The sequence below is a fragment of the Sinorhizobium garamanticum genome, from assembly GCF_029892065.1.
In the GTDB taxonomy this organism is placed as follows: Bacteria; Pseudomonadota; Alphaproteobacteria; order Rhizobiales; family Rhizobiaceae; genus Sinorhizobium; species Sinorhizobium garamanticum.
In genome coordinates this window covers 245,139-256,613 of sequence record NZ_CP120375.1, presented here as the reverse complement: position 1 = coordinate 256,613, position 11,475 = coordinate 245,139, and the positions used below count along the sequence as shown (strand labels likewise).

Annotated in this window: 12 protein-coding genes; 10 read left to right on the top strand and 2 right to left on the bottom strand. The window is 57.2% G+C overall.

Annotated elements, in window-relative coordinates:
• Window positions 1-61: 61 nt before the first annotated feature.
• The 10 genes from sctT to PZN02_RS30355 all read left to right on the top strand — a co-directional run bounded on the left by sctT (window position 62) and on the right by PZN02_RS30355 (window position 8,196).
• A complete protein-coding gene (sctT, locus tag PZN02_RS30395; RefSeq protein ID WP_280663721.1) occupies window positions 62-859 on the top strand; it encodes a type III secretion system export apparatus subunit SctT in 798 nt (265 codons plus the stop codon).
• Window positions 856-1,911: an EscU/YscU/HrcU family type III secretion system export apparatus switch protein gene (locus tag PZN02_RS30390; protein WP_280663720.1), complete on the top strand. Its 1,056-nt coding sequence runs from the start codon at window positions 856-858 to the stop codon at window positions 1,909-1,911. Before sctT ends, PZN02_RS30390 begins: the two co-directional genes overlap by 4 nt.
• Before the next feature lie 542 nt (window positions 1,912-2,453).
• The gene (locus PZN02_RS30385; RefSeq protein WP_280663772.1) at window positions 2,454-3,086 is read left to right on the top strand and encodes a TyeA family type III secretion system gatekeeper subunit; all 633 of its coding nucleotides are present in this window, start codon (window positions 2,454-2,456) and stop codon (window positions 3,084-3,086) included.
• Window positions 3,083-3,409: a hypothetical protein gene (locus PZN02_RS30380; RefSeq protein WP_280663719.1), complete on the top strand. Its 327-nt coding sequence runs from the start codon at window positions 3,083-3,085 to the stop codon at window positions 3,407-3,409. The genes PZN02_RS30385 and PZN02_RS30380 overlap by 4 nt, the downstream gene beginning before the upstream one ends.
• Window positions 3,410-3,539: 130 nt before the next feature.
• On the top strand, window positions 3,540-3,857 hold the full coding sequence (gene sctX, locus PZN02_RS30375) for a type III secretion apparatus assembly protein SctX (protein WP_280663718.1): 318 nt from the start codon (window positions 3,540-3,542) through the stop codon (window positions 3,855-3,857).
• A 4-nt stretch (window positions 3,858-3,861) separates the two neighbouring features.
• Window positions 3,862-4,239: a hypothetical protein gene (locus tag PZN02_RS30370; RefSeq protein ID WP_280663717.1), complete on the top strand. Its 378-nt coding sequence runs from the start codon at window positions 3,862-3,864 to the stop codon at window positions 4,237-4,239.
• The gene (sctV, locus tag PZN02_RS30365) at window positions 4,236-6,332 is read left to right on the top strand and encodes a type III secretion system export apparatus subunit SctV (protein WP_280663716.1); all 2,097 of its coding nucleotides are present in this window, start codon (window positions 4,236-4,238) and stop codon (window positions 6,330-6,332) included. Before PZN02_RS30370 ends, sctV begins: the two co-directional genes overlap by 4 nt.
• Window positions 6,329-7,705, top strand: coding sequence for a type III secretion system inner membrane ring subunit SctD (gene sctD / locus PZN02_RS30360; protein ID WP_280663715.1), 1,377 nt, complete (start codon window positions 6,329-6,331; stop codon window positions 7,703-7,705). Before sctV ends, sctD begins: the two co-directional genes overlap by 4 nt.
• Entirely contained in the window at window positions 7,678-7,914 is a 237-nt protein-coding gene (locus PZN02_RS32340; RefSeq protein WP_425336384.1) for an EscE/YscE/SsaE family type III secretion system needle protein co-chaperone, read from the top strand. The genes sctD and PZN02_RS32340 overlap by 28 nt, the downstream gene beginning before the upstream one ends.
• A gap of 42 nt (window positions 7,915-7,956) precedes the next feature.
• The gene (locus PZN02_RS30355) at window positions 7,957-8,196 is read left to right on the top strand and encodes an EscF/YscF/HrpA family type III secretion system needle major subunit (protein ID WP_280663714.1); all 240 of its coding nucleotides are present in this window, start codon (window positions 7,957-7,959) and stop codon (window positions 8,194-8,196) included.
• Window positions 8,197-8,755: 559 nt separating this feature from the next.
• Here PZN02_RS30355 and PZN02_RS30350 read toward each other — a convergent pair.
• Both PZN02_RS30350 and PZN02_RS30345 read right to left on the bottom strand, forming a co-directional pair.
• On the bottom strand, window positions 8,756-10,849 hold the full coding sequence (locus PZN02_RS30350) for a secretin N-terminal domain-containing protein (protein WP_280663713.1): 2,094 nt from the start codon (window positions 10,847-10,849) through the stop codon (window positions 8,756-8,758).
• 72 nt (window positions 10,850-10,921) lie between these two features.
• On the bottom strand, window positions 10,922-11,461 hold the full coding sequence (locus PZN02_RS30345; RefSeq protein WP_280663712.1) for a hypothetical protein: 540 nt from the start codon (window positions 11,459-11,461) through the stop codon (window positions 10,922-10,924).
• Between the last annotated feature and the right edge of the window lie 14 nt (window positions 11,462-11,475).

The window sequence follows — 11,475 nt, the reverse complement described above, 5'->3', positions numbered from 1 at the left end:
TGCGGCAACTGCGCGGGCGATCTCAGCGAAGTGCACTCGATGAACTTATCTGTTCCGCCCTATGTCGCTATTTGATCCGCCTCTCTTGCATACTGCCCTTATCGTTTTTGCGCTCGCGACGACGCGTACGACGGGGTTGTTGCTGATTTTACCATTTCTGAGGCGCGGCACCGTCACCGGACTTGCGCGGAACGGTGTGATCATGGCACTGAGCCTACCGGTGATGGCGCATGCTTGGGCAACCAGGCCCGCGAACCTCAATATCTGGGATCTGAAGCTGATCCTGGGCCTAGGGCTGAAGGAGCTGTTGCTCGGGTTCATCCTCGGCATGCCAATTGCCGCCACCATCTGGGGTGTCGAGGCAGCGGGCACCTTCATTGACAACCAGAGGGGCGCCGCGATGGCAAGCCACTTGAATCCTATGAGCGGCAATCAGGTCTCGCCACTTGGAACGCTGCTCGCTCAGCTCTTCGTCACGGGGCTGTTTGCAACTGGTGGCTTCTCCGCATTGATCGAAGTGCTCTATCGTTCCCATGACGTCTGGCCTCTGTGGAGCTTGCAACCTGCATTTGGCCTGGCATTCGTTACGGGGGTTCTGCATCTCGCGGATGTTGTCATGCTAATGGCTTTAGTCCTCGCCGGTCCAGCCATCGTTACTATGTTTCTCGGCGAGATGGGTCTGGCACTGATAAGCCGCTTCGCACCACAACTGCAGGTCTTCTTTATCGCCATGCCTGTTAAAAGTGCGCTGGCCCTCCTGCTCTTAATTCTTTCGATCTCGATCGCCCTGACCAAGGCCGACCAATACGTGCCGTCACAGGTCATGATGCTCAATCTCATATCCCAGTGGTCGCGATGAGCGGAGAAAAGACCGAAAAGCCTACTCCCAAAAGGCTGCGCGACCTGCGCAGGAAGGGGCAGGTCGCACGGAGCAGTGAAGTCGTATCCGCGGCACTGATCATCGGATTCTTCGCTCTGTTCTTTGCCTCCCTGCCTGGCATGATAAACCGCCTCGAGGCAATTATCCTGTTGCCTATCCCGCTTCTCGAAGGTGACCTCCTGAGCGTAACTGAAAAGCTCCTGCAATCCTATGTTGCCGAATTGCAACGTATGCTCGCACCCTTCATTGGCATCGTTCTGGTGATCGGCATAGGCGCCAACGTGATACAGAATGGCCCGATGTTCACGCCCGAGGCGGTCGCGCCGACGCTAAAGAAGCTCAGTCCCAGTGAGAACGCCAAGAGAATCGTTTCCGTGGGGAATTTCATCGATTTGGGCCAGTCGATCGGAAAGATTCTGCTTGTCGGCTCGGTTCTGCTGTTCGTGTTGCGCGAAGGTATGCACGCGCTCGTCTGGACACCGAGTTGCGGGGTCCCCTGCCTGAGGGCGTTAACAGGTAACTTGCTGCTCGGTGTCGCCATCTATACGGCACTGAGTTTTGTGACGGTGGCAATAGCGGACTTCGCATTCCGGCGTTGGCAATTCACGAAGAAAAACATGATGTCTAAAGATGAGTTGAAGCGAGAACACAAGCAAAGCGAGGGTGCCCCCTTGGTCATAGCAACACGCAGGAGACTCCATATGGAGTTGCTCGCCAAGGGGATGATCAACCGGTCGCGCAACGCAACCGTCTTGATCACCAACCCGACGCATGTTGCCGTGGCGATTTACTTCGATCGGCAGCACACTCCCTTGCCTCTGGTCAGTGCGATCGGTACCGATCTTTTAGCGCAGGAAATGATTGACGCCGCGGTGGCTAACGCTGTGCCGGTGGTACGAAACATCCCACTGGCGCGCGCGCTGTTGAAGGATTGCCTAGTTGACGAGTATATTCCGTCACATCTACTCGAATCCCTCGCGGAGGTTCTGCGAGCGCTTCGTAAGCTGGCGACCGAGGCCGGTGATCGCTAGCGTTAAGCACGGTTCAACTGCCGAAGGTGGCGTGAGTTCCAAGCGCGCCGATTCCTCGTGGCCCCATATCCATTTTATATGTACTCGTAATGGTTTAATATTTGTTTTGCGCGCAGCGAAACTATAATTCCTATCCATGGGTTGATATCCGTTCGGTGCGTCGGAAAGCGAATGAAACGCAGCCCACCGGGGACCGCTCAGTGCTGCGCCGCCCGGATCTGCCTTCGCTGAAGCAAGCACTGAACCTTAGATCGTGAAATAATGTGGATCTACCCGGTTTTGGACCCAGACACGCAATGGCAAGTCGGCCCGCGAGGACGCACATACCTCGTAAGTCCGCAGTACACCGCGCTGGGATGCAGGAGGGTAGCGGTTGGGGAGCGCTCAAGCGATCCGGCATCAGACCGAGGGGCCGAGGTAATGTCTGATGGCACAGTATTCGAGACGGTCTCTTTGCGTCTTTGCTGTGATTGGGTAGCGATCCAGCCCGTCCCGGTGCCCGTGGCCTCATGGCGCGGTGAAACTGTTTTACGGACGAACTCATCGCCAAGCAGGGGGTCGGTGTCCGTGCCGGCCGTAGGACTTCCATGCTAGCGTCTGAAGAACCGGCGGATGATCAAAGGCTCGCTGCAGAGCTGCGTGATTTCTATCGGACCACGGTCTCGACCGATCCGGGACCGCTCCAGCTTTATAGGGGGATTCTCAATAAGTTTGAAGTCGAGGACTTTGCCCGTCATATCGCCTTTCTTACGCGTGCGCTCGGCGAGGACATCGCTTCGGCTGGTCCGTCGGTCGAGCCTGCTCGACTACGTGAGATCCTCGGCGGACAATCGGCGCTGCGAGTGCTGGATACAGTGTACGAGCAATGCGAAAAGATGGTCGAACGAATGCGGCGACTAAACGTCATCGACATCACCGCTAGTGGCGTGATGCAGCAGCTGTTACCGCTCGTGGACGATACCGTTCGCGCTCCGTCGAAAATTATTCTGATTCCGGATCGATTTGGAATCCCTCCCCTTCAACCGGATTTGCACATCGCCGTACTGCGCGAATCTCGAGATGTTCTCGCGATGATTCCGGTCGGGGTCTATCGCGACGTAGAGGCGCGAAAAACGACGCTGCGGGCGATAGAGGAAGCGATGGCCATTCGCATTGAACAGGAAGAGAGTGCATGAGGGTTCAAGCTTTTTGCTCGGCGATGGGATTTCCACAGCAACTGCCCCCATTAACGTTGCGTGTTGAATACTCGGGCTATCTCACGCAAAGTCGCGATGGCTCTAACCTAATGTGCTCAACGCGCCATGCCGCTTCGCTGCAAAGTCTTGCTGCGGCAGCTCTCAGGGCGATTAATCCGAATCGCATGCTGCAGCACGTGGTGAACGTGGCTGTTTTTGGCGAGACGCTGCTCGTCCTGCTCATTAGCAGGGCTGATGACCTCGTCGATTGCCAGCGTTGGAAACCGCGGCGCAGCTCCTCGTACGCCTGGTCGATGAATTGATGCCGCAGCAGGGACTATGATTACTATAGATTCTGACAGCTTGAATTATTCTGCTCCAATCGCCTCGGGATCGGCGGAACTGCGGCGGACAGGCTCCGACGTTGATGGCCTGATCCGCGCCGAATCTGGGGTGCCGCTGCTCGGCGCTATTCGGGTGTCGATTGTCGACACCAGGCCCGCTTTGCAATTCGATCTGCTATATGATGCCCCCACCGTCGACGACCTGATGATGGCCGCCTTCGCTCCCCCGATCGCAAATCCTGGAATCCTGGAAGCGCCGACATACGCCGCGACGGTCGAGGCGGCACATGCATCGCTGGCCGATCTCGTTGCGCAAGCGACCGACTCAGATCACGCCTTGCTCCGCGACGCGCTGTCTGTGCTCGATCAGGCGCGCTGCAACCGGTTTCTTTTCGACAATGCCCGCCGCGCTCTGATGCGAGGATAATCTAATGACCGAACCGCTCATCAGTCCCGACAAGCGCGATGCGCTATCGGTACTTGCGTATCTCTACATTAAATGTGGTCCTGACAGCGCGGCCAAGCTTCTGCTCGCGCTTGACCATCTCGACTCCGGATCAGGCTGGGCACGACATGCACGCTGTCTGGCATTGCTGCGAGCGGGCAACTGCGCGGAGGCCGCTGCCGAGGCGGGCCGGCTGCTTGTGCACGCGCTGGATAATGAGGACAGGTTCCGGATGTTGCGGGTGCGGGCCAAGGCCTGTTGGAAACTCGGTCTCAAGTCCGAGGCGAGGGCCTGTCAGCGAATGGTCGCGATACTGCTGACACAGGCAGCCGTGCCGAGTGCGGCGCGGGAGAGGGCAGTGTGAATTTTCTCGACAGAGTCCTGGTGGTTGCGACTGGTCGGAACGACGTCATTCTGGCGGGGGCGTTGATTGCGATCATCTTTATGATGATTATTCCGCTGCCATTGGTCCTAATGGATGTGCTGCAGGCTGTTAATCTTGGGATGTCCGCGCTCCTGCTGATGGTCGCGCTCTATATCAAGTCACCCCTAGCGTTCGTCTCCTTCCCGTCGCTGCTTTTGCTGACCACTCTCTTTCGGTTGTCGCTCGGCATCGCTGCAACACGCATGATCTTATTGCACTCAGACGCTGGCCAGATCATCAAGACTTTCGGCACTTTTGTGGTCGGTGGGAATCTCGTGGTGGGCGCGGTCACTTTCCTAATTATCACCATCGTGCAGTTCATGGTCATCACGAAAGGGTCCGAGCGGGCGGCTGAAGTCGCCGCACGCTTCTCGCTGGATGCAATGCCCGGCAAGCAAATGAGCATCGACGGCGACCTGCGGGCGGGCGGTATCGACATCCAAGAAGCACGTCGCCGCCGCAGCGCCATTGAGCGCGAGAGCCAATTGTACGCCGCCATGGACGGTGCCATGAAGTTCATAAAAGGTGACGCAATCGCAGGCCTGATAAGCATCGTCTTGAACATCATCGGCGGCATCGCGATTGGTACCCTGCAAAAGGACATGGGATTGCACAAAGCCCTCGAGGTTTACGCCATCCTGACTATCGGGGACGGGCTCGTCGGTCAGATCCCGGCCCTCTTCACCTCAATCACGGCTGGCTTCATCGTCACGAGGACAAGCGACCATGATAAGGGTACAGATCTCGGCAGTGAGATTGGAGACGAGATCGCGGCCCACCCACGTGCACTGATCGTAGGATCCTTCATCCTACTTCTATTCGCTCTGGTGCCGGGCTTTCCTTCGGTGATTTTCGTGCTGTTTGCAGTATTGGTTGGAGGCGGTGGCTGGCTATTGCAGCGCAGCCGACCGCCTTCAGCCCCGCCCGTGAGTTCCTACTCGGTCGCCGGCATGACGGCGCTCGCGACACCGTCGGATGGGCCGATTGAACAAAGTGGCGAAGGCGGCGATGCCATCATGCTCACGGTTCCTTTGATGGTCGATATCAGTCGTGACGTTCAAGGCATCATTCGGCCAGACTGGCTGATCAAGGAGTTAGCCGCTGTGCGGCAGGCGCTCCTTCTCGATCTCGGCGTTCCCTTTCCAGCCATCAATCTGCGTGTCAACGACAGCAACAAGGATGGCGCATACACCTTCTTGGTAAATGAGATTCCATGTGGTCAAGGATCATTTCGGGCGGAGCACCTTCTGGCGCGCGATATCCCCGAGAATCTCGACATCGTGGGCATTCCGTATGTTCTCGACAAGCCATTCCTGCCTCAGATTGAGACCGTCTGGGTGGACGTCGCACATCGCCAGTCGTTGCAAGCCGCCAGCATTCCTTTTTTGGAACCGGTTCAGATCCTCAGCTATCACCTTGGCCACGTGCTGCGCCGGCAAGCAGATGAGTTTATCGGAATCCAGGAAACAAGAATTCTGCTGAATCAGGTGGAAAGATCTTTCCCGGAACTGGTAAACGAGGTGCTGCGAGCCCTTCCTCTGCAGACGGTTTCTGAGATTTTGAAACGACTGGTCTCCGAGGAGGTCTCGCTGCGCAACATGCGCAGCATCCTCACCGCTCTGGTCGAGTGGGGACACAAGGAAAAAGACACCGTTCTGCTTACTGAACATGTGCGCTGTGCACTCAAAAGGCAAATCTGTTTCCGGCATTCTTCCGGCAGTCGCCTGATACCAGCCTACATTGTTGCGCCGGAAATAGAAGACACAGTGCGTAATGCCATTCGGCAGACTTCTGCTGGCAGCTATCTTGCCCTTGACCCTGACACCACACGGCAAATCATAGATAAGATGCGGGAGGCGGTAGGCAATGTCGGCCAGCAGCCGCACCAGCCCGTGCTGCTGACTTCCATCGATGTCCGCCGTTACTTGCGCAAGATCATTGAAGCCGATTTCTACGGATTGCCTGTGCTCTCCTATCAGGAGCTTACCCCCGATATCTCCGTACTGCCGTTGGCAAGGATATCGCTGTCGTGAAGGACACGACCATGGAAGACGTTACTTTGGCTGGCGATGATGCCAAGCTGACCCTACGTGTGATGTCCGGTCCCAAGCGGGGTGCAGAGACCTCGCTGGAGGAAGGAGTCTGGTTGATCGGTGCCAGCGACACCGATGATCTCACCTTCGCTGACCCGGAACTGGCTGCCACACATCTTCGCATTTCCGTCGAGGCGGGCCGCATAAATATTATTGCTTTCGCACCGGGAGTCCGCGTCGGCGGCAAAGATCTACCAATGGGCACCTGGACGGTTCTCGATCGGCTGACACCGGTAAAGGTTGGGCGGACGATTTTCACGATTGGTCCGGCCGGGAGCAGCTTTCCCGACGTCGATTCCGAAGTCAGGGAGCCGGACACTTCCGCGCATGGTTCGGGCCGTTCCGAATTAGCGTCAGCTTTGATCGGCCGACAGATTCCGCTCGTGGTAGGCTCGACACCGCGGCGATTGCAGCTCAGCGCGGTAGCTTGCGCTCTCCTGATCACGCCGCTCGTCTGGTTTTGGGCGGCAATAGGGCCAGTTCCCTCCTCCCTCTCGGAAGCCACGCCCGCTGCTGACCGAGTGAGGATAGCGGCGCATGTCGTCCGCGAATTAAATGTCGCGCGCAACGTCAACATACGCGCCGTTGATGATAAACTGGTGGTCGAAGGAGATTTGCGACCCGCAGAAGATGGTGCCTTTAGAGCCGCCCCGAGCAATACCGGTCTTGAAGCGGAAGTGTCATCCAAAGCGTCGACCACCATAACCGATTCGCAGCTCATCAACCTCGTAACGACGGTCATGACTGGCTTCGGAATTGAGGGCAACGTTCGGGTGATCGGCGCCCGAGAGATCACGATAACGGGATATGGACCAAGCGATGCGAAGGTCCAAGCGGCGCTTCATCGCCTGCAGCAGGATGTTCCAAGGCTACGCGAAGTCGAAAACGCGATCGTGACACCCGACCGTGCTCGCGTTTTTCTGGAGACCGCGATGACGGCCCAACTGCGTCGCCACATTCGCGTTTCGGCGAAGGCAGATGGTGTGCTCGTTTCGGGGGCCCTGCCTCCAACTGATTTTCAAGCGTGGCAGAACGTCGCTTCGCGCTTCCAAAAGAAGTTCGCGCCCTACATCTCGCTTGAGACGCAATTCACGCCGGTCATATTGCCGGCGCCGAGAGGTGTACACCTCGGCCGAACGCCATTCATCATCCTTGAGAATCGAACGCGCCTGAAGCTCGGCGACAGTCTCGAAAGCTTGGGGCAGATTGTTAACATCGATCGAGGCGGAATTTCTGTACGTATGGGCGCGGACGAGGTGCACGTTCCTTATCCGAGCCAGCCGAGATGGATAGCGGAGGAGGAAAAAGGGTGAACGAAGTCATGGCCGTTTTTGAGCCGCGAAGGCAACTGCTAACCGATCTGGACCGCGCAGGGAGAACTGCCATAGAGAGGGAACTTGATAGCTGCCGGCAATCGTTGAAGCGTGAAATGAGTGCTGGTGTTTCGAGGCAAGAATTTGCAAATTTGGCGGCTGTTGTCGACGCGATAGATGCGGCGACAGAGGTTCTCAACATGATATAGATGCAGCAGTATTAAAGGAATACGGCGAAAACGGAGTTGAACATGCAGATTACTGGCCCTACAATCAGCGTTAGAGGTATCGACAACAGCCTTGGCAGTGCCACTGTTGCGGCAGAAACAAACCTTAACAACTTCATGGCTTCCATGGACCCGAACAACGCGTCCGATCTCGTCAGGTTCCAATCGCTCACCGAGCAATGGAGCCTGGCCCTGAATTTGGAGTCCGGCATGATCAAAGTAATTTACGACGCCCTGAAGGGAGTGTGCCAGAAAATCAACTGATCATTTGGTAAAATTCCAGCAAATTCCCAGCACTCTGCGGGCCGACAGGCCGCATGCTGTGGCACCTGCGTCCGATGGAGCTTGATTGAAGAAGGTGCATGTTTGCTTCGGCACTCCGGAGCGGTAGTGATGTGCTCTTGCACTTGTCGACGGCTCTCAAGTCCAGGTGCTTGTCCGGGTGGCCCGTTGGTCAGCAGGTCAGCAGGTACTATCGCTTACGAAGGCCGGGTCCCGTGTTTCCTCGGGGGCTGCCCTTCTCCCTAATGGCTCGACCGGATGCGGTGCTGGCATCGGTGCATCAGTCCGAGGGTGCCCGAAGCGCTTTTTGGCCGCGTCCGGCATCATAGCATCCCACTGTGACGCGGGCCGAATGGTCTGCAACATATCGCGCACACCGATCCGGTGGACGCCAGTTGCCGGCGCCGCAGGTTGGGGCGCATGGCGCACAACGATCTGACCTCGACGAATTCGTGCTGCTGGTCACTACCAGAGCACTCCCTATGTGGAGAGAGCGATCCATTCATAGTCTCGCGCAATCCGGCAGCCGAGCCGGTTCAGGTCAGCTGCCCCCATTTCGCTTTCGACTGTGCGGCTGAGCTGACGGCGACAGCCGGCGGCCCAAGTCGGGGGCCAGGGACTCGAACTTTTCGCGCAGCTCCTCGGTCAGGGCTCTTGCGTCGGCGTCGCTGTCAACCACCCGGGGGTTAAGCAATATCAAGAGTTCGGTCCGTTGCTTGGCGTGTTCCGTGTTGCGGAACAGCGCCCCCAAAAGCGGAATGTCCTTCAGCATAGGAAGGCCCAGATTGGAGCGGTTGGTGCTATCTTGCATCAATCCCCCAATAACGATCGTGTCGCCGCTTCGTGTCGATACGGTACTCCGCAATCGGCGCACCGAAATCACTGGAGATTGGACATCGGTGAGCGTGTTCCTGTTGCCTGTGCTGACCTCCTGAAACGTGTCTAGCGTTATACTGCCGCCAGCGCCGATTCTGGGCGTAACAGCCAATATCACTCCTGTGTCGCGCATCTCGACTTCGCTGACGATCGATGAGTTCTCGCTTACGGTAGATTGCGATGATCGGACCAGGATCGGGACCTGATCCCCCACCTGAATCGTGGCGGTTTGATTGTCGACTGCCAGGATGCGCGGCGCAGATACAACCTTGACATCGCCAAGCCCGCTTAGCGCATGTAACACAATGTTGGCCCCTTCGCCGGGAAAGGCATACGACAAGCCATTTGGAACTGCGCCCAAGCCCCTGGTCGACAGGAGATAGTCCACGCCATAGCGTAGATCATTACTCAGCCTCACCTCGGCAACGATGGCTTGGATGAGAACCTGTCTAGGCTTGATGTCGAGTTGACGGATCGCGGCTTCCACGAGCTTGTAGTCGTGGGGTGCTGCGAATACTATGAGCGCGTTCTGTCCGGGGTCCGCCTGGATCCGCACCGGCGCCGAGAGGCCGAGAGGCTTCGCCGCAATTGATATTTCGTTCACCGGATGTGTGATCGAGCTCGTCGCATCTGGCGTTTCGATCGGCAAATCTGGCACATTGACCGGCAGACTGGTTTGATTGGATGCGCCACTGCCCACCGATAACCTGCCGAACGTCCCCGCAGGCTGTGCACGCGCAACAGCACTGGGCGCCTCAGCGCCGAACGTTTGCGCCAGCACATGCGCCAGTTCCGATGCTCGCCGGTACAGCAGTGGACGCACGTGAATTCCTGCCGTAGCCCCGGCCGCACTATCCAGTTTGATGATCGCCCGGTGGACTTGCTTAAGAGCTGCAGGATCTTTAGCCACAACAAGGATACCATTCAATCGCTCTAGCGCCGCAAATTGGACAGGCCCTCTCTCTCGGCCGCTTTGCGTAAACAACAAACTGAGTTCTCGCTCGACGTCGGCCGGGCTCGCTTGCAACAGCGTGTACAGCGCGAATGATTTGTGAAGCATGTCGTCGGTGTCAAAGAGGTCGACCAGTTGCCGCACAGAACTCACAGATTCAGGTGGCCCACTGACAACAATGCTTCCCCCTCCGGGCGCTGGAGTGAGGCGCACACCCTCTTCCAAGTTGGGTCGGATTACTTCGACCACCTCAGTCGGATCGACATACCTCACAGGAATAACTTGGACGCTATTCTGCGTCCCGCCGGCGAGGTCGGCCAAACGCCCCACCCGCACTCCTTGACCACCCGCAGCTAACCCATAGCCGTGCGGCGCCAGCGCTTTGTCGAGCAGCCGAGGCACGTCATTCGCGGGCACCTGGCGCAATGTATGAAGGCTCATTTTCCCTCCAACGCCAGGATCTATAACAACGGGCATGCTCATAATATCACCAACGATGTCCTGCACCACTTCGCGAATGTCGACATTGGTATAGTCGAGGCTCACCGGCCTTCTATCCGACACCACCGGCAGCTTCCGTTCACCTGTGGCTGCGACTGGCTGCGCTTGCCTCTGCGCCAGCACTTCAAAGCCGTTAGTCTGCGGTCCGCGAGCCTCTTGCGCAGACACAGATCCAGAGGGGACGAAGGACGGCGAGTTTAATAAAATCGCGCGCTCTGCAATCGTACCACTGCTGGCGCATCCACCAAGAGGTAACAGTAAACAGGGGAGAAAAAGCAATACAGTATTCCTGCTGGAAACGGTCATCCGCTCACGCCTACTTGACAAACTACAAACGCCACAATATTCGCGGGCCGGGTGCGCGGGCACGAACGCTCTTTACCTGATATTGCCAAGGATGATCTCCTTAGCTTTGGTATCCTTGGCCAACAAGTTGGTCGCCAGCTCAACGGACTGATTTACTTTGTCCATCAGGGATTGCAGGCGAATTAACGCCATCTGCGAGTCGCTATTCACAGTATCGATGCGCGATTTGAGATTGGAGATGGCGGCATCGAACTCCGACTGAACACCGGCGGTATCGCCCTTGTTCTGCTCGATAGGGATGCCGTTCGCGAGCATCCACTGATGGACATTCTGGGTCTTGCCCTGTGCGTCCACAAACGTGCCATAATCTTTAACGTCCTTGTCGTTACCGGGCCGGTTGACGCGCAGCGCGGCCAGAGCGGCGTTCGCGGTCTTCAGCCAATCATTCCGCTTCTGCATGTCTTCGAATTCGTCTTTAGCTTGAGCATCGAGAATATTATACCGCTCTATCTGGAGTAGCAGTGCCATCGCGGCCAAGCTGCCCCCACTCCCGGAAGTGTTGGACACATCGCGATAAAATGCATTTCCGAAGTCCGTCTTTGAGATCATCATCGACCTTTTCCTGT

Coding starts and splice junctions, on each gene's coding strand:
- PZN02_RS30355 (WP_280663714.1), top strand. CDS start 7,957: ATGCAGATTACTGGCCCTACAATCAGCGTTAGAGGTATCGACAACAGC.
- PZN02_RS32340 (WP_425336384.1), top strand. CDS start 7,678: ATGGATAGCGGAGGAGGAAAAAGGGTGAACGAAGTCATGGCCGTTTTT.
- sctT (WP_280663721.1), top strand. CDS start 62: ATGTCGCTATTTGATCCGCCTCTCTTGCATACTGCCCTTATCGTTTTT.
- PZN02_RS30390 (WP_280663720.1), top strand. CDS start 856: ATGAGCGGAGAAAAGACCGAAAAGCCTACTCCCAAAAGGCTGCGCGAC.
- PZN02_RS30380 (WP_280663719.1), top strand. CDS start 3,083: ATGAGGGTTCAAGCTTTTTGCTCGGCGATGGGATTTCCACAGCAACTG.
- PZN02_RS30370 (WP_280663717.1), top strand. CDS start 3,862: ATGACCGAACCGCTCATCAGTCCCGACAAGCGCGATGCGCTATCGGTA.
- PZN02_RS30350 (WP_280663713.1), bottom strand. CDS start 10,849: ATGACCGTTTCCAGCAGGAATACTGTATTGCTTTTTCTCCCCTGTTTA.
- PZN02_RS30345 (WP_280663712.1), bottom strand. CDS start 11,461: ATGATGATCTCAAAGACGGACTTCGGAAATGCATTTTATCGCGATGTG.